This is a genomic window from Mycobacterium sp. SMC-18, assembly GCF_045310895.1.
GTDB lineage: Bacteria > Actinomycetota > Actinomycetes > Mycobacteriales > Mycobacteriaceae > Mycobacterium.
Window position 1 is genome coordinate 21,977 of the sequence record NZ_JBJIAL010000024.1, and the last position, 19,464, is coordinate 41,440.

The following is a 19,464-nucleotide window of genomic DNA, read 5'->3' on the forward strand; positions in this document are numbered from 1 at the left end:
AATCACTGCCCTGCCGACAGGATGCTGATCGCGATGTCGGTGGCCGGGCCGATGACGGTCTCGATGTCCAGGTCGTCTTCGGCGGTCTGCGCGGCGAGCTCGCGCACGCCGGCCAGCAGCATCACGGCCTTGGGCCTGGTGATGGGCGGCAGCCCGGCCCGCTGAAATCCCGGGTTGGCGGCGAGTTCGCCGAGCAGCGCGGCGAGTTCGGCGAAGTTTCGCCGCTGAATCGGACGGGCGGCCGCGCCCAACGCGGGCAGGTCGCGTATCCAGCTCAGCGAAATCGCCGGGCGCGCCGTGAGATGCGCGATGTAGGCCGTGAACATCTGCCGAATCTGATTGTGCCAGTGCGCATCTGAATCGACGGCTGCCCGGATGTCGGCGACCAGATCGTCGGTCACCGAGGCCAGCAGCGCCAGGTAGCACTCCTGCTTGTTCGCGAAGTGCAGGTAGAAGGTGGTCTTGGAGGCTTGCGCCTTGCGCACGATGTCGACGACGGACGTCGCGGCGTAGCCGCGTTCGCCGATCAATGCCGCGAGCGCGTCGACGAATCGCTGTCGGGCGTCGTCGTCCTCCGTGTTGCGCATCCCAGTACGTTATCGTACTGTGCCCTGACGTGCGAGTACGACCTCGTACTCACAGACGGGGAAACCATGATTCGTGCGATTCGAAGCCGCAGACGCGGCACCGCCGCCCGGTTGGCATCGGCCGCGGCGCTGGCGCTGCTGGCCGTCGTCGGCGCACCGCCGGCACCGGCGTCCGCCGTGGCCATCACCCGGTGCCCGTGGCGCGCCACCACCGTCGCGAGTGGGTTGGGCTCCCTGGAAAACCTCGCGTTCGACAATGCGGGCACCATGCTCGTCTCACGCACCGTCGGCAGTTCCGGGCAGCTGTACCGCCTCACCCCCGACGGCAAGGGCAGCACCTTCGTACCGAATGTTGCTGCGCCGGGGAGCATCACCGTCGCCGACGGGGCGGCGTACTTCACCACCGGCAACAGCTTTCTCTCCGGAGTCTTCGGCGCGAAGGGCGGCGGCATCGCCCGCGTGGATCTCGGCAGCGGCGTGCTGACGACGGTCGCGACCAAGCTCACCATGCCCAACGGCATGGTCCGGTTGCCCGACGGCTCGTTCGTCGTCTCCCGCAACATCGGCTGGACCACCGGGCTGACCAGGATCAGCGCCGACGGCACCCGCGAAAGCCGCCTCGCACCCTCGGTGACCATGGCCAATGGCCTGACATACGACACCGCCCACCACACCGTCATCGCCTCGATGGACCTGCAGCCCGTCAGCACCCTGGCCATCGTGGACGTCGCCGACCCCAGCCACATCCGCACCGTCAACCTGGGCCTGTTCGGGCTGTTCGGATTCCCCGATGACCTCACGGTCGGTCCGGACGGCCTCATCTACCTGGCGATGGACGGCGGCGACATCGTCCGCATCGATCCCGAACGCCACGCCGCGTGCATCCTGGCCTCTGGCATGTTCGGCAGTACCTCGGTGCGCTTCGGCGCGGGCCCGGGCTGGGACCCGCAGGCGCTGTACAGCACCGACCTCTTCGGCACCGTCCGCAAGCTGACGCCGACCGCGGGCTGAGAAGACATCCCGGTGACCGGACCACAGCCGTCCAGCCGGACACCGGTGCCGCAAGAATCCTTCGGCAACGAAAGGACTTGCAGCATGGATAGATTCAGCGACCGCCGGGTCATCGTGACCGGCGCCGGGTCCGGCATCGGACAGGCCACCGTGGCCCGCCTGCTCGACGAGGGCGGCACCATCGTCGCGTGCGACATCTCCGCCGAAGGCCTGGCCCGTACCAAGGAAGCCGCCGAAAAGGCCGGCACCGCAGCGCGTCTCACCACCACGGTGCTCGACATCTCGTCCGAAGCGGACGTCATCAAGGGCGTCGACGCCGCCATCGCCGACATGGGCGGCCTGGACGTGCTGGTCAACGTCGCCGCGATCGAGACGTGCTCACACACCCACGAGATCACGCTGGCCGACTGGAACCGCATCATCGCGGTCAACCTCACCGGCACCTTCCTCATGACCCGCCAGGCGCTGCCGGCGCTGCTGGCATCGGGGCGCGGTGTGGTCATCAACTTCACCTCGACCTCGGCGAGCTATGCCCACCCCTATATGGCGGCCTACTCCGCCAGCAAGGGTGGCATCCTGAGCTTCACCCACTCGCTGGCGCTCGAATACGCCAAGCAGGGACTGCGCGCGGTGAACATCCAGCCCGGCGGTGTCTCCACCCCGCTGGCCAACGGCACGTTCGCCAAGATGCCGGAAGGCACCGACTACGGGCTGTGGACCAAGCAGGTCCCGATGCTCAACACCGGCAACGACGCGAACCTGGGTGATCCCAGCGCGGTCGCCGCGGTGGTCGCCATGGCGGCTTCCGATGACGGCGCGTTCCTCACCGGCACCGAGATCCGGATCGACGGCGGCGCGCACTGCTGACGCGCCACGAACTTCCGCGGGTGCTCAGCGGACGACCACGTCGCTGGGCACCCGCGGATCACCAAGCATCGCCCGGTGCGACGGCGGCGTGCGCCCGTCGACATCGGTGATGCCGTAGCGCTGGGCTTCTTCCGCGGCGATCACGGTCTGCCCGCTGATGCCGTCCAGGTCCGGGTCCTGATACAGCGCGTTGATCACATGCCCGATGAACTCCGGGGTCTCGAAATTGCCGGCGGCCTTGGCCAGCGTCTCGGCGTCGAACGCCTGCTTGAACTTGTCGGTGAGCAGGATGCCCATCCAGATCGACAACGTCGACACCCCCGTGCCGTGGAAGTCGACGGCCATGTCGGCGGCCATCTTGTCCACGCCGGCCTTCTGCGCGCCGTAGGCCGGGCCGTGCATGTAACACACCCCGCCCGGCGACGACGTGAACGCGATCAGGCCACGGCCCTGTGCCACCAGCAGCGGGGCGGCGTGCCACGACGCCACATACGCCGACCGCAGACCGACGTCGAGCACGTCACCGAGGCCGATCGGCTTCTCCCAGAACGGCTTCGGGTCGACGAGGTTGTCGTGCACCACGGCGGCGTTGTTGACCAGCAGATCGAGCTGTCCGGCCTCGTCGGCCACCCGCGCGAACAACGCGGCCACGGCGTCGTCGTCGCGGTGATCCACCGGCACGGCGATACCGCCGTCGCCGGGATCGGTGACGGTACGGCCCGTCAGGTACACCGTCCACCCGTCGGCCACCAACGCCGCGGCAATACCCTTGCCGGCGCCCCGGCTGGCACCGGTGACGACCGCGACCCGCTTGTCTGAGCTCATGCGGCTATGGTGCCACGCCCAGTTCGTCCTCAACGACGTGCACGACACCGGCCGCCACCGCATCCGCGATGGACTCCTTCAACTGGCCGCACGCCAGGAAGATCCGGCCCGGCAGGCACTCGGCCCGCCGGCGCTCCTCGCACCGCGCAGCCGACTCGCGCGTCCACTGCACGCTGGTCTGCTGCCAGCTGCCCTTGCGCGCCAACACCTCTGCGCCACAGGCACGGCAGGCCACCGGCACCATCGGCATGTCGGCCAGCCGGATGTCGGGCCGCGCGGTCATCAGACCGACTCCGCGGCCCGTGCTGCTGCGATGTTGGCTTCCATCTCCTTGGTCCACGCCTCACGCGGGACGGTGGTGTCCAATTCGTATTCGAAACGGTCGGTCATCTCCGGCACCACATCCGCGACGTCGACGTAGAACTGCTCGTACCACCGGCGCAGCTGGTAGACCGGGCCGTCCTCCTCGACCAGGAGCGGATTGTCGATGCGCGCCTTGTTCTTCCAGATCTGCACGTCCTGCTCGAAGCCCTGCTTCACCCAGTCACCGAGCGCGTGCGCCGTCGCCACAGCCGCCTCCTCGGGCAGGCCCGCCATCTTCTTCACGATGATTCCGTACTGCAGCACAAAGGAATTCGAGTCGATCGGGTAATGGCAGTTGATCAGGATGGTCTTGTGGTCGGCGTCCGGGTAGTGGTACGTCAGGTCATCGATCATGAAGGACGGCCCGTAGTACGACGCCACCGACGTCGAGCCGAGCATCTTCGCACCTTCGGTGCCCTGCATGTCCTCGCGACCACCGCCGTTCATGTACTGCGTCGCGACCTGGCCCTCGAAGATGTTCTTGAAGTGCGACGGCACCGCGCCGTGGATGTAGAAGAAGTGCGCCATGTCGACGACGTTGTCGATGATCTCGCGGCAGTTGACGTTGACAACCGTTGTGTACCAATGCCAATCGGTCCACTCGTCGCTGCCCGCCTGCTCGATGCGCGGGATGTAGTTCTCCGCCGGCGGCGCGCTGCCCTCGGGGTCGTTCCAGATGAACAGCATCCCGTCCTGCTCGAGGGTCTCCCACTTCGCGGTACGTGCCAGCCGCGGGGTGCGCTTGGCATACGGCACCAACTTGCATTTGCCGTCGCCGCCCCAGCGCCAGTCGTGGAACGGGCAGGCGATCTCATTGCCCTTCACGGTGCCCTGGCTCAGGTCACCACCCATGTGGCGGCAGTAGCTGTCCAGCACGTTGAGCCGGCCGTCCGCGCCGCGGAACACGACGAGTTTCTGCCCGAAGGCCTTGATCGAGTGCGGTTTGCCGTCACCGAGATCCTTGGTCAGGCCAAGGCAGTGCCAGCCACGGGCGAACCGGGTCGGCGCTTCACCGGCTTCGATCTGGCGAACATCGACATCCTCCACCGACATCTGATGACCATCCTCACATTGAAAACTGGGCTGCAGTTTGATGTTTCAGGTCTAACAGCAACGGGGTGCGCAATGCACGTGTTCTCCCGCTGGCAGGGACGTCCGAGGCCGGAAATCGGTCTGTCGCAATACGCTTGGCGGCCGTGACGACATCTGCCGCGGCCACGATTCCGGCCGGCCTCGACATCACCGACACCACCGTCGATCTGCTGGTGATCGGTTCCGGTACCGGCCTGGCCGCCGCGCTGAGCGGTCATGAATCGGGGCTGAACGTCCTGGTTGTCGAGAAGGCCTCCGATATCGGCGGGTCCACCGCCCGCTCGGGTGGCGCCCTGTGGCTGCCGACAACTCCCCTGCTGACCGACAAGGGCACCGCCGACACCGCCGACCGCGCCGCGACGTACCTCGACGCCGTCGTCGACGGCACCGCACCGGCGGCCCGCTCGGCGGGCTTCCTGCAGCACGTCAACGCGACCGTCGACATGCTGGGCCGCACCACCCCGATGCGGCTGTTCTGGGCCCGCGAGTACTCCGATTACCACCCCGAGCGACCGGGCGGCCGCGCCACCGGGCGCACCTGCGAATGCCGCCCGCTCGACGCCGGCGTGCTGGGCGCCTACCGGGACCGGCTGCGCGGCGGTGTCATGGAGGTCAAGGTCCCGATGCCGACGACCGGCGCGGACTACAAATGGATGAACCTGATGGCGCGGGTGCCGCGAAAAGGCTTGCCGCTCATCGCCAAACGGCTCGCGCAGGGCGTCGGCGGCAAGCTGCTGGGACGCGAGTACATCGCCGGTGGTCAGGCGCTGGCGGCCGGGCTGTTCGCCGGTGTACTGCGGGCCGGCATCCCGATCTGGACCGAGACGTCGCTGGTCCGGCTGACCGGCGACGGTCAGCGCGTCACCGGCGCGGTGCTGTCGCACGGCGGCGGTGAGGTCACCGTCACCGCCACACGCGGCGTGGTGCTGGCGGCCGGTGGCTTCGATCACGACATGGCGATGCGCCACAAGTACCAGTCCGATTCGCTCGGCGACCACGAGAGCCTCGGCGCCGATTCCAACACCGGTGAGGCCATCCGCGCGGCCACCGACCTCGGTGCCGCCACGGCGTTGATGGACCAGGCCTGGTGGTTCCCGGCCGTCGCGTCCGCGAACGGTCGCCCGCCCGCCGTGCTGCTGGCCGAGCGCTCGCTGCCCGGCTCACTCATCGTCGATCAGGACGGCAAGCGCTTCGCCAACGAGTCGACCGACTACATGTCGTTCGGCCAGCGCGTGCTCGAACTCGAGCGGGCCGGCACCCCCGTCGAGTCGATGTGGATCGTGTTCGACCAGAAGTATCGCAACAGCTACGTCTTCGCCGCCGGCTCGTTCCCGCGGATGCCGCTGCCCAAGTCCTGGTACCGGGCCGGTATCGCCGCCAAGGCCACCAACTTCGCCGATCTGGCGGCCCAGATGGGAGTCCCGGCCGCCGATTTCGAGCGGACCATGACGCGATTCAACGAGAGCGCGGCCGCCGGCATCGATCCCGATTTCGACCGTGGTCTGAGCGCCTACGACCGCTACTACGGTGATCCGACGGTGACGCCCAACCCGAACCTGCGCCCGCTGGTCAAGGGCCCGTTCTACGCAGTGAAGATGACGCTGAGCGACCTCGGCACCTGCGGTGGCGTGGTGGCCGACGAGCGCGGCCGGGTGCGCAGGGAGGACGGCGGCGTCATCGAAGGCCTGTACGCACTGGGGAACACCGCGGCCAACGCCTTCGGCGCCGTCTACCCGGGCGCGGGCGCGACCATCGCGCAGGGCCTGGTGTACGGCTACATCGCCGGACGGGATGCCGCCGGGAAGTTGTGAGAGCTCAGAGCCCGCCGAGGTCGTCGGGCACGTCGACGGCGTACGCCTGGAGCACCTCGAGCGGCACGACCTCGAGCGTCCGCTCGTGTGTGGAGGCGAGCACCACCGGTGCCGCGTAGCCGTCGTTGTGCGCGCGCAGCCAGTTCACCGCGGTCACGCACCAGCGGTCGCCGGGCGACAGGCCCGGGAAGCGGTACTCCGGCATCGGCGTGGACAGGTCGTTGCCTATCGAACGCTGGTGCGCCAGGAACTCGCCGGTCACGACGGCGCAGATGGTGTGCCGGCCGGCGTCCTCGGGCCCGGTCGAGCAGCAGCCGTCACGGTAGAAGCCCGTCAGCGGTTCGGTGCCACACGGTTCCAGCGGAGCACCGAGCACATTGCGATCTGCCACCGGTCAATCCTTCCTTACCTTGCTCGCGGTGAAAAGGCTTGCCCCGCACTCGATATCCGCACCGGAGGTGACCGCGGCCGACAAGGTCACGTTCTCCGGCACCCGTTCGTCCATCACCACCACCGCGACAATGGGATTGAGCCCCCTGGCCTCGACCGCGGGCACGTCGTAGCCGATGACGACCTGCCCCGCGGTGACGTCGTCACCCTGACTGACATGAGCCGTGAAACCGTCACCGTTGAGCGTGACGGTGTCCAGGCCGAGGTGCACGAGAACGCCCACGTTGTCCGCGGTCAGGACGACGTAGGCGTGCGGCATGAGTTTCAGGAGTCTGCCGGTGACCGGGGCGACGGCCTCGATCACGCCGCGCGGCGGGTCGATCGCGGCGCCGTAGCCGACCATGCCCGCCGAGAACACGGGGTCCGGGACGTCCTCGAGCCGAACCGCGCGCCCCGCGACCGGGGCGAGAACTGACGTCTGACTCACTGGCGTATCTCCTCTGTTCGTGCGCTCCCACAATACGAGCGCCGCCGAACGAGCTCTCACGGACGCAGGTTCTCGTCTAAGCTGCCGCAAAGCTCTCGCGCCGAGTGGCGTTTCTGCGGCAGAGAAGGGTCTCGCACATGAACGGCACAGCGAAAATCTCAGGTGCACAGGAAAAGTCGGACCTGCGCATCCCCGGCTTCGCTCAGCTGCAACGGCTCGGCAAGAGCCTCATGCTGCCGATCGCCGTGCTGCCCGCGGCGGGAATCCTCCTCCGGCTGGGCCAGGACGACCTGCTGGGCAAGATCAAGGCCCCCGTCATCGGGCCGTTCGTCCACGCGATGAGCGCCGCCGGCGACGCGCTGTTCACCAACCTCCCGCTGCTGTTCGCCGTCGGCGTGGCCATCGGGTTCGCCAGGAAGGCCGACGGCTCGACAGCGCTGGCCGCCGTCGTCGGCTACCTCGTGGTGCAGTCGGTGTTCAAGACCATGTCGCCCGTCGTGCTGGCCGGCGAGGTCGACAAGGCAGGCGCCCAGGCCCAGATCAACTACAGCGTGTTCGCGGGAATCGTGGTCGGCCTGCTCACCGCGTGGCTCTTCGACCGCTACCACACCATCCAATTACCCGCGTACCTCGGGTTTTTCGGGGGCAGGCGGTTCGTCCCCATCGTGGTGTCGATCGCCTGCCTGTTCCTCGCGTTCGCGATGAGCTACTGCTATCCGCTGTTCGACGCGGGCCTGACCGGCCTGGGCAGGTTCATCGGCGGTTCTGGGGCCTTCGGCGCCTTCGTCTACGGATTCGCCAACCGCATGCTGATCCCCCTGGGCCTGCACCACATCCCGAATTCCTACGTGTGGTTCCTCTACGGCGACTATCAGACCCCCGACGGCCACGTCGTCACGGGTGAACTCACACGCTTCGCCTCGGGCGACCCGACCGCGGGCATCCTCACATCGGGGTTCTACCCGGTGCTCATGTTCGGATTGCCGGCCGCCGCCCTGGCGATGATCCACGTGGCCGACAAGAAACAGCGGAAGGTCGCCGTCGGCATCCTGTCGGCCGCGGCGCTGACGGCGCTGCTGACCGGGGTCACCGAGCCGCTCGAATTCTCGTTCATGTTCGTGGCGTTCCCGCTGTACGTCATCCACGCCGTGCTGACCGGGCTGTCGCTGGCGGTCGCGTACCTGCTCGACATCCACCTCGGCTTCTCCTTCTCCGCGGGACTGGCCGACCTCCTCCTCTACGGCACCGCCCCGGCCGCGAAGAACATCCCGCTGCTCATCGGCATGGGCGTGGTCTTCTTCGTCGTCTACTACGTGCTGTTCCGGTTCGCCATCACGAAGTGGAATCTGCGGACCCCGGGCCGGGAGCCGGATACCGAATTCGAAGCCGAGGAGCAGGCCAATCTCGGCGAAGGCGCGGACTCGAGGCCGGAGCAGGTGATCGCGGCCTTCGGTGGTCGGGGCAACCTCGTCGCCGTCGACGCGTGCATCACGCGGCTGCGCATCGAGGTCGCCGACACGAGCAAGGTCGATCAGGACCGGCTGAAGAGTCTCGGCGCCGCGGGCGTCATCGAGGTCGGCAACAGTGTCCAAGCGGTTTTCGGCACCGACTCCGAAGCCCTCAAGAACCACATCGCCGCGATCCTCTAGACGTCGTGGCGGCCCTGAACCTCGCGCTCGACCTCACGCCACAGGCCCGGCATCGAACGCGGCATGCCCGCAACGCCTTTCGCCGCGGTCTGTAGCACCGCATCGGCGTCGTCGATGTCCTTCATCAGTTCGAGCGCCAGTTCCCGCTCGGCGGCGTAGTACTTGGCCGCCCAGCGCAGCGCGATCACCGAATACGCCCACACCGGCTGCGCCTTGGCGCCGTCGGAGTCCTCGGCGGCCTGCCGCTCCATGGCCTCGCAGTAGGCGACGTGCTGCTCGAGCAGCTCCCGCAGCCGGGTCGGGTTGCTCAGGTGGCCGAACGTAACCCGCAGCAGCACACTGTGTTTGAGCACCGGCGGGTCGACGGGAGCGTTGTTGGTCCAGTCGGTCACGGCAGCCATGCCGGACTCGGTGATCTTGTACAGACGGCGCGTGCGCAGGCCTTCGTCCTGCTCGACGCGGGACTCGAGATAGCCAAGTCCCTCAAGCTTTTTCAGCTCGGTGTAGATCTGGCTGTACGACGGGCTCCAGTAGTAGAAACCGACGCTCCAGTCGATCCACTTCTTGATGTCGTAGCCGCTGAGTTCCTCTTCGTACGACAACATGCCCAGCAGCGTCCAACTCGTCGCCGCCAGCGACGGTTTGCTCTGCGGCTTGCTTGCCATCTGTTTAGCCTAACAATCTATTGCCGCAAAGGCCCCAGTCATGACCGCCTGTCGGGACAGTCATTTACCACCCGCCGGCGGGGCTACGGCGGCCACATACCGGCGTACCACCAGCTCTTCGGCCTTTTCGTCGGCCAACGGCCAGCACAGCAACGACAGTACAACCCGCACGATCCAGTCCGCGAGCAGCGGATCCGTGATGCCCGTCAGCTCGGCCGCCGCCTGCGAGAGCCGGGGTGAGTGGAAGTCGACGAGGGCTCCGCCACGCACCACACCCGAGGCCAGCGGGTCCGCCCGGACCACCCGCAGGGACGTCAGCACGGCCGCCGCGATCCGCTCCGGCCCGGTGTGCCCGGCCACCGCCTGCGCGATCTCCTGCCCGACCCGCATGACCGCACGCGCCAGCACCCCGTCGCGCAGCGCCTGTTTGCCGCCGACATGCCGGTACACCGTGGCGCGCGAACAGCCCACGCTGGCGGCGACCTCGTCGATGTTCAACCGGTCCAGGCCTCGGGCTGCGGCGCTCGCGGCCGCGGCGGCATAGATGCGTTCGATGCCCGCGTCGCGGCGGTCGGCGCCGATCAGCCAGTCCATCGGCCTGATACTAATCCATTGATTTGTCTCATAGCGAGACGAAATTTCTCAATCCGTCTGTATCACCGCAGCTCGCAGACCGTGCGTGAGACAGCCGAATTCCGGCCTTGACATGCCGTTACATGAGCCCAAAACTCAAGGCGTGCAACTAGTTTCAGATCTGCTCAGCCCGTCCACGCTGGACGATCCGTATGACTGTTATGCGCAGCTCCGCCTGGCCGGTCCGGTACACCGCGTGCCCGGCACCGACTTCTATCTGGCCACCACCTGGGATGCCGTACAGGAAGCCGTCGGCCGCCCGGCGGACTTCTCCTCCAACCTGACCGCCACCCTGGTGAATGCCGGGGCACAGACCGGGACGGTTCGGCCGGGAACCTTCGACATGGGAGCCGTCGACACCGCCGGACATGTCCTCGCCACCGGTGACGACCCGCGTCATGCACACGAACGCAAACTGGTGCTACCGGCGTTGGTGGCCAAGAGGATTCGGGCCCTCGAGCCGGCGATCACCGACATCGCCCGGCAGCTGTGGGACGACGCGGCGGTCGACGGCCGCATCGAGTGGATGTCCGCCATCGGCGACCGCCTGCCGATGACGCTGGTGGCCAGGCTCATCGGGCTGCCCGACGACGACGTGCCGCAGCTGGTGCAGTGGGGCTACGGCAGCACCGAACTGCTCAGCGGCGTCTTCGACCTCGAGCACATCGGCACCGCCGTCGAGACGTCGGCACAACTCGCCGGCTACCTGTACGCCAAATTCGTTGAGGCACAGGCGAATCCGGGCGACAACCTGCTCGGCGACCTCACTCGCGCGGTGGCCCAAGACACCGTCACGGCCGAGGTGGCGGTGCTGATGCTGTTGCAGCTGGTCGGCGCCGGCGGCGAGTCCACCGCCGGGCTGATGGGCAACGCGGCGCGGCTCCTCGCCACCCACCCCGACGTCCAGGAACAGGTGCGCCGCGACCCGCAACTGGTGCCCGCCCTCCTGGAGGAGACGCTGCGACTGGAGTCGCCGTTTCGCAACCATCACCGGCACATCCGGCAGGACACCACGCTGGCGGGTGTTCCGCTGCCCAAAGACGGTCACCTGCTCCTGCTCTGGGGGTCGGCAAACCGCGACCCGGCGGCCTTCGACGACCCCGACCGGCTGCAACTGGGCCGGCCGAACCTGCGCAATCACCTGGCGTTCGGGAAGGGCCTGCATTTCTGCGTCGGCGCGGCGCTGGCCCGCACCGAGGCGCGCATCGGGATCACCACGCTGCTCGAGGCCACCAACTGGTTCGAACTCGCCGGCGCCGAATGGGTGCCGAGCCTCATGGTCCGCCGGCACCTACGACTGCAGCTGCGCTACCGCTGACCGTCGCCGGTGGCGCCACCGGCGTCGTCCCGCACCATCCGCACCGACACATGCGGCAGCCGCTGCCCCGGCTTGCGGCTGAAGCTGTACTCCCACGACAGTCCACCCCACAGCTGCCAGCCACGGCGACGCGAGATCAGGCACAGTCCGGCCCCGACCGCGGTGCCCACCAGGACGCCGGTCTGCGCCAGCCCCAGATTCCAGAACGCGGCCACCACCGCGCTGGCCGCGAGCGCGCTCGTCGCGTACAGCGTGTTGCCACCGAAAATCTGCGGTACCCGGTGCGTCGTGAGATCCCGCAATGCGCCGCCGCCGACCGCCGTGATGGTGCCCAGCAGCAGGGCCGGCACCCAGCCGAGCCCCAGCGCCAACGTCTTCTGCGCACCGGCGGTCGCCCAACAACCGAGGGCCAGCGCGTCCACGTAGGGAAACACCGCCTGCCAGCCGCGACCGCCGATCGGCATCAGGAACGCGATCGCCGCGCCGATCACCGCGCACAGCGCGTAGCGAAAGTCCGTGAGCGCCACCGGCGGTCCGTGCTGCAGCAGGGTGTCGCGGATGATGCCGCCGCCCAGCCCGGACAGCAGTGCCAGCGTCAGGAAGCCGATCGGATCCATGCGCTCGTCGCGGGCGACGATGCCGCCCAGGATCGCGTTGGTCAGGACACCGGCCAGGTCGATGACGGCGAACAGCTCGCCGAGGGTCGGCACGGGCTATTCGGGCAGGCGCAGCTCGGGCTTCTCGACCTCTTCGATGTTGACATCTTTGAAGGTGATGACCCGGACCTGCTTGACGAACCGCGCCGGCCGGTACATGTCCCAGACCCAGGCGTCGGCCAGACGCAGCTCGAAGTAGACCTCTCCGTCGGCGTTGCGCGGGATCAGCTCGACGCTGTTGGCCAGATAGAACCGCCGCTCCGTCTCGACGACGTAACTGAACTGCCCGACGATGTCCTTGTACTCGCGGTACAGCGAGAGCTCCATCTCGGTTTCATACTTCTCGAGATCCTCGGCACTCATCGGCACAGACTCATCAGTTCAGCGGTCCTTCGGTTTACTCGGTGTTGCAGGGCCATGTCTTGTTCGGATCGGCGGCCGGTTCCCATTTTCCCCTACCCGGATCGGCAGCGCTGCCCTATCGCCGGGTTGGCAGCGAGCTTGCGCACATTGGCGAACGAGAATCGGTGTTCGGGGCAGGGCCCCAGTTCGGCCAGCGCCGCGGTGTGGGCAGCGGTGCTGTACCCCTTGTGTACCGCAAACCCGTAGCCCGGGTGCACGGTGTCCATCTCGACCATCAGGCGGTCGCGGCTCACCTTGGCCAGCACGCTGGCGGCGGCGATACAGGCCGCCGCGGCGTCCCCGCTGACCACCGGCAGCGACGGCACCGACAGGCCCGGCACCCGGAACCCGTCGGAGAGCACGTAGCCCGGCCGCACGGACAGGCCCGCGACCGCGCGGCGCATGCCCTCGATGTTGGCGATGTGCACCCCGCGCCGGTCGACCTCGACCGACGGGATGAACACCACGTGGTACGCGAGCGCGTAACGCCGGATCAACGGGAACAGCCGTTCCCGTTCGGCTTCGTTCAGCTTCTTCGAATCATCAAGGGCGGCCAGGCTTTCCAGCCGATTCGGGCCCAGCACACAGGCCGCCACGACGAGCGGGCCGGCGCAGGCCCCACGGCCGACCTCGTCGACCCCGGCCACCGGACCGAGGCCACCGCGGTACAGCGCCGACTCCAGCGTGCGCAGGCCCGCGGACTTGCGGATCACCGTGCGAGGCGGCCAAACGGACACCGAAGAACCTTATTGACCGGTCTGCGGATTGACCGTGACGACACCACCCCAGCGCGACGGCGGCCACGCGATGAACCGGGCCTTGCCGATCACGTTGGCGACGGGCACGGTACCCGCGGTCGGGTCACCGGTGCACATCAGCGCGTTGATGGCGTCCGCCGGTGTGTTCGTGCAGTGCGCGCGCGAGTCCGCCGAGTGGGTGCGGTTGTCGCCCATCACCCAGAGCCGACCGTCCGGCACCTTCACCGGGCCGAACTCGTTGCCCAGGCACGGATCTGTCGCCGGGTCGACCATCATGGTCGCCGGGTCCAGGTACGGCTCCTTGAGCTTCTTGCCGTCGACCGTCAGTCCCGTCGAGTTGCGGCACTGCACGGTCTGACCACCCACGGCGATGACGCGCTTCACCAGATCGTTCTCATCGGGCGGCACGAAGCCGACGACCGAGAGCGCGTTCTGAATCCAGCGCATCGTCGGATTGTCCGAACGGATCGACTTGTAGCTGATGTTCCAGTTCGGCGGGCCCTTGAAGACCACCACGTCGCCCGGCTCCGGCGAGCTGAACCGGTAGGTCAGCTTGTCCACCATGATGCGGTCGCCGACGCAGCCGCTGCAGCCGTGCAGCGTGGGCTCCATGGATTCCGACGGAATCAGGTACGGCCGCGCGACGAACGTCAGCACGAGGTAGTACAGCAGCACCGCAGTGACGACGAGGACGACGCCCTCACGCAGCGCGGCCAGCTTCGACTTCGGCTTCTCGTCGGCATCTTCGGCCTTGCGGGCCTCGTCTGCCTTGACCGGGTCGGCGGTCGCTGTCGTGTCGGCGTCGTCCGTCGCCGGACTGTCCGGAGTGGTGCTGTCTTCGCTTGGGCCGGTCACGGCACCAGGCTAGTCAGCTCGGCGGAAGAATCGCCGAACAAGCTCAGCGCTTTTCCTTGATCTTGGCCTTCTTGCCACGGAGCTCGCGCAGGTAGTACAGCTTGGCGCGACGGACGTCACCGCGGGTGACGACGTCGATGTGGTCGATGTTCGGCGAGTGCACCGGGAAGGTCCGCTCGACGCCGACGCCGTAGCTCTCCTTGCGGACGGTGAAGGTCTCACCGATGCCGCCGCCCTGACGACGGATCACGACGCCCTTGAACACCTGGATGCGGTGCTTGTTGCCCTCGATGACCTTGACGTGCACATTGAGGGTGTCGCCGGGGTTGAAGGCCGGGATGTCGTCGCGCAGCGACGCCTGGTCGACGAAGTCCAGCGTTTTCATCGGTGACACTTCCTTGCTAACTCGCGGGCTACAGCCGCCGGACACCATGCGGCGCGACGGAAAAGCCATTCTCTTTACGGACGTTGGTCGGATGCCGTAGCGGGCGGGGACACATCCGAAACAGACGCCGACCCCGCGCCCAGCGCAGACAACTGCTCAATTGTGCCAGACAGCCGCCGGGTGACGAAATCGTGACCCCCGCCGGGCCGGTGCAGCCGACATCACACGCGGCACCGTCACAGTCGTCACACCCAACACACGTTTACCGGTTACGCTGATCAATCAGATTTTTATCCACCGTGATCTGAGGAGACCCATGCGCCCGCAGCACGTGAAGCTGCTGACCATCACCGCTGCCGCGGCAACGGTGATGCTCACAGCTGGTTGCGAGGCCAAGGTCTACGGGGCGCCGCCGCCGAACCGGATCGCGCTGACCGTCGTCCCGGTCGTCACCGCCCTGGAGATGCCGGAGGCCCCGGCCACCGAGCCCGCCGCTGCCCTGGCGGGCCTCGATGCCCGCGAACGGACCGCCACCAGTGACGCGGCGGCGGCCGGCGCGTCGATGAGTGCCGCGGTTCTCGATCGCAACACGGGCCAGCTGATCGCCGCCGGCAACAAGTCCGCCATGCCCATCGCGTCGGTGGCCAAGTTGTTCATCGCCGACGATCTGCTGCTGCAGGAGGCGAAGGGCCAGATCGAGCTCACCGCGGCCGACCGTCAGTCGCTGGACACCATGCTGCGCTCGTCGGACGACTCCGCGGCGGAGGTGTTCTGGAATCGCAGCGGCGGCAACAGCGTCGTCAGCCGCGTCGCGGCCCGCTACGGGCTGACCGGGACCTCGGTGCCCTACGACGGCAAGTGGTGGAACACCATGAGCACCACCACCGACCTGGTGCACTACTACGACCAGTTGCTGAACGGCTCCGGCGGGCTCCCGCCCGAGCGGGCCAGCATCATCCTGGCCAACCTGGCCGCGTCCACGCCCACCGGCGCCGACGGCTACCCGCAGCGCTTCGGCATCCCGGACGGTCTGTACGGCGAACCGGTCGCGGTGAAGCAGGGCTGGATGCCGGATTGGGGCGGCAACAACTGGATGCACATGTCCACCGGCGTGATCGGCGCCGACCGGCGCTACGTCATGGCGATCGGCTCACTGCAGCCCACCGATGACGCCACGGCACGCGCGACCATCACCAACGCCGTGAAGACGATGTTCCCGGGCGGGCGGATCAACTAGCCGGGCTAGTCGGGCAACAGGTCCGGCCGGCGCTCGCGCGTCCGCTGCAGACCCTGTTCGCGGCGCCAGGCGGCGACCTTGGCGTGGTCGCCCGACAACAGCACCGGGGGCACCTCGAGGTCACGCCAGACCGGCGGCCGCGTGTAACTCGGCCCCTCCAGCACTCCCCCGACGTGCGCCGAATGCGAATCATCCTGGTGTGACGCCGGATTGCCCAGGACGTCGGGCAGCAACCGCACCACGGCCTCGATCATGACCAGCGCCGCGGACTCACCGCCGGGCAGCACGTAGTCACCGATCGAAACCTCTTCGACCCGCATGCGCCGGGCGGCGTCGTCGGCGACCCGCTGGTCGATGCCCTCGTAGCGGCCGCACGCGAACACCAGGTGCTTCTCGCCGGTCCAGCGGTGCGCGTGTTCCTGTGTGAACAGCCGGCCCGCCGGCGTCGGGACCACCAAAACCGTTTCCGGCGTGCAGATTTCGTCGAGGGCGGCACCCCAGACCGGCGCCTTCATCACCATGCCGGGCCCGCCGCCGTACGGCGAATCGTCGACCGACTTGTGGACGTCATGCGTCCAGTTCCGCAGGTCGTGCACACCGAGTTGGACGGTGCCGTTGGCGATCGCCTTGCCCGGCAGGGACTGCTGCAGCGCGTCGAGATACGCCGGGAAGATGGTGACGACGTCGATCCGCATGGGTATCAATCCAACTCGAGCAGGCCGTCGGGCGGATCGATCTCCACCAGACCGTCGGCCAGCGACACCGTCGGCACCATCGCGGTGACGAACGGCACCAGCACCTCGGCACCGGATTCCGTTCGGATGGACAGCAATTCGCCGCCCGGGGTGTGCAGCACCTCGGTCACCACACCCACGTCGACACCGTCGACGGTGCGGACCTTGAGGCCCTCGAGCTGGTGATCGTAGAACTCGTCGGGCTCGTCGATGGGCGGCAGGCTGGCGGAGTCCACCAGGAACAGCGTGCCGCGCAACGCATCTGCCGCATTGCGATCGTTCACACCGGCCAGCCTCACCAGCAGCCGCCCGCCGTGCTCACGAACGGCGTCGATCACATAGGTACGTTCGGCGCGCTCGATGCTACGCGCACCGGGCTTGCCACGCAGCGATGATCCCGGCGAGAAACGCTCGCCGGGATCATCGGTACGTACTTCGACGACAACCTCGCCGCTGATGCCGTGCGCCTTGACGACGCGGCCGACCACGAGGTCCATATTTACTGGTCGGTGTCCACCACGTCGACGCGGATGCCCCGGCCGCCGATGCCGGCGACCAGTGTCCGCAGCGCGGTGGCCGTGCGGCCGCCGCGCCCGATGACCTTGCCCAGGTCATCGGGGTGCACGTGCACCTCGACGGTACGACCGCGGCGGCTGGTCACCATGTCGACCCGGACATCGTCGGGGTTGTCGACGATCCCGCGGACCAGGTGCTCTACGGCGTCGACGACGACGCTGCTCATTCGGCGGGCGCTTCGGCCTCGGCCTCAGTGGCCTCGGCAGCCTCGGTCTCGGCGGCAGCCTCAGCCGCTTCTTCCTTCTTGTCCTTGCGCTTCTTCAGCATGACGGCCTCGCCACCGGGGGCGGCGTCGGCGTTCGCCAGCGCGGCGTTGAACAGGTCCAGCTTGGACGGCTTGGGCTCCTTGACCTTCAGGGTGCCCTCGGCGCCCGGCAGGCCCTTGAACTTCTGCCAGTCACCGGTGATCTTCAGCAGGGCGGCGACCGGCTCGGTCGGCTGTGCGCCGACGCCCAGCCAGTACTGCGCGCGCTCCGAATCGATCTCGATCAGGCTCGGCTCTTCCTTCGGGTGGTACCGGCCGATGACCTCGATGGCGCGGCCGTCGCGGCGGGTGCGCGCGTCGGCGACGATGATGCGGTACTGGGGGTTGCGGATCTTGCCAAGCCGGGTGAGCTTGATCTTGACAGCCATGTTCTGCACTTCTCCTGATGATTGCCACGCTGCAATTCAGCGACTCGGGCGGATTGCCCGGTCCGGTCTTGCCTCACGTGTGTGACCGCCGCGCGGCGCATTGAACGGGTCGCGGACAGACAGCCGACCATTCTGCCAGAGCAGCCGCGACCGGCCCAAATCCCGTGAACGGCGACTCAGACCACCCGGTCGAAACACTTAGTCTCGACGCGGCGGGTCATACGCCAGCCCTCGGCGGTGCGGACGAACTCGTCCTCGTACCAGAGGCCGCAGAACAGCACCTGGGGCTGTGCGTCGGCGTCCGCCGCGGGCAGCACCATCGGGTTGAAACAGATGGTGCGTGACTTCGCGGTGTCGCCGGTGATGGTGACGTCGAAGTTGCCGAGCATGTGCGCATAGGCCGGGAAATTCGGCAGCACCTGCGCCAGCCATTCCTTGACCTCGGGGAAATGCCCGTCGATGCCGCCCATCGCGCGGTAGTCGATGTAGGCATCCGGCGTGAAAACCTTTGCCAGATCATCGAATTGGCGGGTATCGATGGCCGTCGAGTACGCGATCAACAGCTGTTGGATTTCCAGACGGTCCGAGATCTCTTCCAGACTCAGCATGAACCGATTGAACACCACCAGTAGGCTGCTGGCTCCATGGGAAGGTTCGCAACCGCCGTCATGGCGACCCTGACGCTCGTATTCCTCGGCGCGCCGCCGGTTGCGGCCGCTGACCCCGACATCCAGCCGGTCGGCACGGTACAGGCCCCGGCAGGGCCGGCCCCGGCGTGGATCGTCGCCGACATGGACTCGGGCCAGATTCTCGCCGGACAGGACATCGACCTGCGGCATCCGCCCGCCAGCACCATCAAGACGCTGCTGGCGCTGACCGCGCTCAGTGAACTGCCGAACCTGGACGCGACCGTGGCCGGCACCGTCGCCGACACCCAGGTGGAGTGCAACTGCGCCGGTATCGTCCCCGGCCACGTGTACACCGCGCGCCAACTGCTGGACGCGGTGCTGCTCGCCTCGGGCAACGACGCCGCCAACGCCCTGGCCGACATGATCGGCGGCTACGACGTCGCCGTCGCGAAGATGAACGCCAAGGCCGCCGCCATCGGCGCCGTCGACACCCACGCCGCCACCCCGTCGGGCCTCGACGGCGCGGGCGGTTCGGGCTGGACCACTCCCCGGGACCTGGCCATCATCTTCCGGGCCGCGATGGCCAATCCGTACTTCGCGCAGATCACCGCGCAGCCCGCCGCGACGTTCCCCGGCAAGAACGGCAACGAGCAGATCGTCAACGAGAACCAGCTGCTGCAGCGGTATCCGGGCGCCATCGGCGGCAAGACCGGGTTCACCAACGCCGCCAAGAAGACCTACGTGGGCGCCGCCGACCGCGGCGGCCGCCGCTTGGTCATCGCGATGATGTACGGCATGGTGCGCGAGGGCGGGCCGACCTACTGGGATCAGGCCTCGCAGTTGCTCGATTGGGGCTTCGCGCAGGACCGCTCGGTCAGCGTCGGCTCTCTGTAGACCGAAC

Annotated in this window: 25 protein-coding genes; 7 read left to right on the top strand and 18 right to left on the bottom strand. The window is 67.8% G+C overall.

Annotation, left to right across the window (positions count from 1 at the left end):
- Nucleotides 1-2 precede the first annotated feature (2 nt).
- Entirely contained in the window at nucleotides 3-587 is a 585-nt protein-coding gene (locus ACJH6J_RS19860; RefSeq protein WP_346415769.1) for a TetR/AcrR family transcriptional regulator, read from the bottom strand.
- Between the two features lie 66 nt (nucleotides 588-653).
- Between ACJH6J_RS19860 and ACJH6J_RS19865 the strand changes: the two genes are divergently transcribed.
- Together ACJH6J_RS19865 and ACJH6J_RS19870 are read left to right on the top strand one after the other, a co-directional pair.
- The gene (locus ACJH6J_RS19865; RefSeq protein ID WP_406804431.1) at nucleotides 654-1,598 is read left to right on the top strand and encodes a hypothetical protein; all 945 of its coding nucleotides are present in this window, start codon (nucleotides 654-656) and stop codon (nucleotides 1,596-1,598) included.
- Between the two features lie 84 nt (nucleotides 1,599-1,682).
- Entirely contained in the window at nucleotides 1,683-2,465 is a 783-nt protein-coding gene (locus tag ACJH6J_RS19870; RefSeq protein ID WP_212811879.1) for an SDR family NAD(P)-dependent oxidoreductase, read from the top strand.
- A 24-nt stretch (nucleotides 2,466-2,489) separates the two neighbouring features.
- Here the strand turns inward: ACJH6J_RS19870 and ACJH6J_RS19875 are convergent, their stop codons facing one another.
- The 3 genes from ACJH6J_RS19875 to ACJH6J_RS19885 are packed head-to-tail and all read right to left on the bottom strand — an operon-like array spanning nucleotide 2,490 to nucleotide 4,706.
- A complete protein-coding gene (locus ACJH6J_RS19875) occupies nucleotides 2,490-3,290 on the bottom strand; it encodes an SDR family NAD(P)-dependent oxidoreductase (RefSeq protein ID WP_212811880.1) in 801 nt (266 codons plus the stop codon).
- A 4-nt stretch (nucleotides 3,291-3,294) separates the two neighbouring features.
- Nucleotides 3,295-3,573, bottom strand: coding sequence for a ferredoxin (locus tag ACJH6J_RS19880; RefSeq protein ID WP_212811881.1), 279 nt, complete (start codon nucleotides 3,571-3,573; stop codon nucleotides 3,295-3,297).
- A complete protein-coding gene (locus ACJH6J_RS19885; RefSeq protein ID WP_212811882.1) occupies nucleotides 3,573-4,706 on the bottom strand; it encodes a Rieske 2Fe-2S domain-containing protein in 1,134 nt (377 codons plus the stop codon). Before ACJH6J_RS19885 ends, ACJH6J_RS19880 begins: the two co-directional genes overlap by 1 nt.
- A gap of 143 nt (nucleotides 4,707-4,849) precedes the next feature.
- Here ACJH6J_RS19885 and ACJH6J_RS19890 point away from each other — a divergent pair, with 143 nt between their 5' ends.
- Complete coding sequence (locus ACJH6J_RS19890) at nucleotides 4,850-6,556, top strand: 3-ketosteroid-delta-1-dehydrogenase (RefSeq protein ID WP_212811883.1); 1,707 nt, start codon at nucleotides 4,850-4,852, stop codon at nucleotides 6,554-6,556.
- Nucleotides 6,557-6,560: 4 nt separating this feature from the next.
- On the opposite strand, the gene ACJH6J_RS19895 is transcribed toward ACJH6J_RS19890, so the two are convergent.
- Nucleotides 6,561-6,947, bottom strand: coding sequence for a DUF2237 family protein (locus ACJH6J_RS19895; RefSeq protein ID WP_029118411.1), 387 nt, complete (start codon nucleotides 6,945-6,947; stop codon nucleotides 6,561-6,563).
- 3 nt (nucleotides 6,948-6,950) lie between these two features.
- Nucleotides 6,951-7,433: a PTS glucose transporter subunit IIA gene (locus ACJH6J_RS19900; RefSeq protein WP_406774892.1), complete on the bottom strand. Its 483-nt coding sequence runs from the start codon at nucleotides 7,431-7,433 to the stop codon at nucleotides 6,951-6,953.
- Between the two features lie 137 nt (nucleotides 7,434-7,570).
- Between ACJH6J_RS19900 and ACJH6J_RS19905 the strand changes: the two genes are divergently transcribed.
- A complete protein-coding gene (locus tag ACJH6J_RS19905) occupies nucleotides 7,571-9,082 on the top strand; it encodes a PTS transporter subunit EIIC (RefSeq protein ID WP_406804432.1) in 1,512 nt (503 codons plus the stop codon).
- Here ACJH6J_RS19905 and ACJH6J_RS19910 read toward each other — a convergent pair.
- Nucleotides 9,079-9,747 carry a PadR family transcriptional regulator gene (locus ACJH6J_RS19910; RefSeq protein ID WP_020103763.1) on the bottom strand — a complete coding sequence of 223 codons (669 nt, stop codon included), beginning with the start codon at nucleotides 9,745-9,747 and terminating at the stop codon, nucleotides 9,079-9,081. The two genes, ACJH6J_RS19905 and ACJH6J_RS19910, sit on opposite strands and share 4 nt — an antisense overlap.
- Before the next feature lie 60 nt (nucleotides 9,748-9,807).
- Nucleotides 9,808-10,341 carry a TetR/AcrR family transcriptional regulator gene (locus ACJH6J_RS19915; protein ID WP_406804433.1) on the bottom strand — a complete coding sequence of 178 codons (534 nt, stop codon included), beginning with the start codon at nucleotides 10,339-10,341 and terminating at the stop codon, nucleotides 9,808-9,810.
- Between the two features lie 112 nt (nucleotides 10,342-10,453).
- Here ACJH6J_RS19915 and ACJH6J_RS19920 point away from each other — a divergent pair, with 112 nt between their 5' ends.
- Nucleotides 10,454-11,698 (top strand): cytochrome P450, encoded by a 1,245-nt coding sequence (locus ACJH6J_RS19920; RefSeq protein WP_406804434.1) that lies wholly within the window; start codon nucleotides 10,454-10,456, stop codon nucleotides 11,696-11,698.
- Here the strand turns inward: ACJH6J_RS19920 and ACJH6J_RS19925 are convergent.
- From ACJH6J_RS19925 to rplS, 5 genes are all read right to left on the bottom strand, one after another.
- Nucleotides 11,689-12,408, bottom strand: a complete 720-nt coding sequence (locus tag ACJH6J_RS19925) for a trimeric intracellular cation channel family protein (RefSeq protein ID WP_244872588.1) — start codon at nucleotides 12,406-12,408, stop codon at nucleotides 11,689-11,691. The genes ACJH6J_RS19920 and ACJH6J_RS19925 overlap by 10 nt on opposite strands.
- A 3-nt stretch (nucleotides 12,409-12,411) precedes the next feature.
- Nucleotides 12,412-12,717: a DUF2469 domain-containing protein gene (locus ACJH6J_RS19930; protein WP_003893809.1), complete on the bottom strand. Its 306-nt coding sequence runs from the start codon at nucleotides 12,715-12,717 to the stop codon at nucleotides 12,412-12,414.
- A 92-nt stretch (nucleotides 12,718-12,809) separates the two neighbouring features.
- The gene (locus ACJH6J_RS19935) at nucleotides 12,810-13,493 is read right to left on the bottom strand and encodes a ribonuclease HII (RefSeq protein ID WP_212811888.1); all 684 of its coding nucleotides are present in this window, start codon (nucleotides 13,491-13,493) and stop codon (nucleotides 12,810-12,812) included.
- A 9-nt stretch (nucleotides 13,494-13,502) separates the two neighbouring features.
- Nucleotides 13,503-14,369 carry a signal peptidase I gene (gene lepB, locus ACJH6J_RS19940; protein WP_318985981.1) on the bottom strand — a complete coding sequence of 289 codons (867 nt, stop codon included), beginning with the start codon at nucleotides 14,367-14,369 and terminating at the stop codon, nucleotides 13,503-13,505.
- A gap of 43 nt (nucleotides 14,370-14,412) precedes the next feature.
- Nucleotides 14,413-14,754 (bottom strand): 50S ribosomal protein L19, encoded by a 342-nt coding sequence (rplS, locus tag ACJH6J_RS19945; RefSeq protein WP_020103768.1) that lies wholly within the window; start codon nucleotides 14,752-14,754, stop codon nucleotides 14,413-14,415.
- Between the two features lie 316 nt (nucleotides 14,755-15,070).
- Here rplS and ACJH6J_RS19950 point away from each other — a divergent pair, with 316 nt between their 5' ends.
- Nucleotides 15,071-15,991 carry a serine hydrolase gene (locus tag ACJH6J_RS19950; RefSeq protein WP_212811890.1) on the top strand — a complete coding sequence of 307 codons (921 nt, stop codon included), beginning with the start codon at nucleotides 15,071-15,073 and terminating at the stop codon, nucleotides 15,989-15,991.
- Nucleotides 15,992-15,996: 5 nt separating this feature from the next.
- On the opposite strand, the gene trmD is transcribed toward ACJH6J_RS19950, so the two are convergent.
- The 5 genes from trmD to ACJH6J_RS19975 form a co-directional block, all read right to left on the bottom strand.
- Nucleotides 15,997-16,686 carry a tRNA (guanosine(37)-N1)-methyltransferase TrmD gene (gene trmD / locus ACJH6J_RS19955; RefSeq protein ID WP_212811891.1) on the bottom strand — a complete coding sequence of 230 codons (690 nt, stop codon included), beginning with the start codon at nucleotides 16,684-16,686 and terminating at the stop codon, nucleotides 15,997-15,999.
- Nucleotides 16,687-16,691: 5 nt separating this feature from the next.
- Nucleotides 16,692-17,222: a ribosome maturation factor RimM gene (rimM, locus tag ACJH6J_RS19960; protein ID WP_212811892.1), complete on the bottom strand. Its 531-nt coding sequence runs from the start codon at nucleotides 17,220-17,222 to the stop codon at nucleotides 16,692-16,694.
- A gap of 2 nt (nucleotides 17,223-17,224) precedes the next feature.
- Nucleotides 17,225-17,467: an RNA-binding protein gene (locus ACJH6J_RS19965; protein WP_003881089.1), complete on the bottom strand. Its 243-nt coding sequence runs from the start codon at nucleotides 17,465-17,467 to the stop codon at nucleotides 17,225-17,227.
- Complete coding sequence (rpsP, locus tag ACJH6J_RS19970; RefSeq protein ID WP_406804435.1) at nucleotides 17,464-17,934, bottom strand: 30S ribosomal protein S16; 471 nt, start codon at nucleotides 17,932-17,934, stop codon at nucleotides 17,464-17,466. Before rpsP ends, ACJH6J_RS19965 begins: the two co-directional genes overlap by 4 nt.
- A gap of 176 nt (nucleotides 17,935-18,110) precedes the next feature.
- Nucleotides 18,111-18,542: a nuclear transport factor 2 family protein gene (locus tag ACJH6J_RS19975; protein WP_064979066.1), complete on the bottom strand. Its 432-nt coding sequence runs from the start codon at nucleotides 18,540-18,542 to the stop codon at nucleotides 18,111-18,113.
- Between the two features lie 36 nt (nucleotides 18,543-18,578).
- Between ACJH6J_RS19975 and ACJH6J_RS19980 the strand changes: the two genes are divergently transcribed.
- Nucleotides 18,579-19,457, top strand: coding sequence for a D-alanyl-D-alanine carboxypeptidase family protein (locus ACJH6J_RS19980; protein WP_406804436.1), 879 nt, complete (start codon nucleotides 18,579-18,581; stop codon nucleotides 19,455-19,457).
- The last annotated feature ends 7 nt before the right edge of the window (nucleotides 19,458-19,464 follow it).

Excerpts from the sequence above, each read along its gene's own strand:
- trmD (WP_212811891.1), bottom strand. The coding sequence starts at position 16,686 with ATGCGGATCGACGTCGTCACCATCTTCCCGGCGTATCTCGACGCGCTG.
- rpsP (WP_406804435.1), bottom strand. The coding sequence starts at position 17,934 with ATGGCTGTCAAGATCAAGCTCACCCGGCTTGGCAAGATCCGCAACCCC.
- ACJH6J_RS19980 (WP_406804436.1), top strand. The coding sequence starts at position 18,579 with ATGGGAAGGTTCGCAACCGCCGTCATGGCGACCCTGACGCTCGTATTC.
- ACJH6J_RS19860 (WP_346415769.1), bottom strand. The coding sequence starts at position 587 with ATGCGCAACACGGAGGACGACGACGCCCGACAGCGATTCGTCGACGCG.
- ACJH6J_RS19880 (WP_212811881.1), bottom strand. The coding sequence starts at position 3,573 with ATGACCGCGCGGCCCGACATCCGGCTGGCCGACATGCCGATGGTGCCG.
- rimM (WP_212811892.1), bottom strand. The coding sequence starts at position 17,222 with ATGGACCTCGTGGTCGGCCGCGTCGTCAAGGCGCACGGCATCAGCGGC.
- ACJH6J_RS19975 (WP_064979066.1), bottom strand. The coding sequence starts at position 18,542 with ATGCTGAGTCTGGAAGAGATCTCGGACCGTCTGGAAATCCAACAGCTG.
- ACJH6J_RS19965 (WP_003881089.1), bottom strand. The coding sequence starts at position 17,467 with ATGAGCAGCGTCGTCGTCGACGCCGTAGAGCACCTGGTCCGCGGGATC.
- ACJH6J_RS19915 (WP_406804433.1), bottom strand. The coding sequence starts at position 10,341 with ATGGACTGGCTGATCGGCGCCGACCGCCGCGACGCGGGCATCGAACGC.
- ACJH6J_RS19950 (WP_212811890.1), top strand. The coding sequence starts at position 15,071 with ATGCGCCCGCAGCACGTGAAGCTGCTGACCATCACCGCTGCCGCGGCA.
- ACJH6J_RS19865 (WP_406804431.1), top strand. The coding sequence starts at position 654 with ATGATTCGTGCGATTCGAAGCCGCAGACGCGGCACCGCCGCCCGGTTG.
- rplS (WP_020103768.1), bottom strand. The coding sequence starts at position 14,754 with ATGAAAACGCTGGACTTCGTCGACCAGGCGTCGCTGCGCGACGACATC.
- ACJH6J_RS19905 (WP_406804432.1), top strand. The coding sequence starts at position 7,571 with ATGAACGGCACAGCGAAAATCTCAGGTGCACAGGAAAAGTCGGACCTG.
- ACJH6J_RS19875 (WP_212811880.1), bottom strand. The coding sequence starts at position 3,290 with ATGAGCTCAGACAAGCGGGTCGCGGTCGTCACCGGTGCCAGCCGGGGC.
- ACJH6J_RS19885 (WP_212811882.1), bottom strand. The coding sequence starts at position 4,706 with ATGTCGGTGGAGGATGTCGATGTTCGCCAGATCGAAGCCGGTGAAGCG.
- ACJH6J_RS19930 (WP_003893809.1), bottom strand. The coding sequence starts at position 12,717 with ATGAGTGCCGAGGATCTCGAGAAGTATGAAACCGAGATGGAGCTCTCG.
- ACJH6J_RS19920 (WP_406804434.1), top strand. The coding sequence starts at position 10,454 with ATGCCGTTACATGAGCCCAAAACTCAAGGCGTGCAACTAGTTTCAGAT.
- ACJH6J_RS19870 (WP_212811879.1), top strand. The coding sequence starts at position 1,683 with ATGGATAGATTCAGCGACCGCCGGGTCATCGTGACCGGCGCCGGGTCC.
- ACJH6J_RS19910 (WP_020103763.1), bottom strand. The coding sequence starts at position 9,747 with ATGGCAAGCAAGCCGCAGAGCAAACCGTCGCTGGCGGCGACGAGTTGG.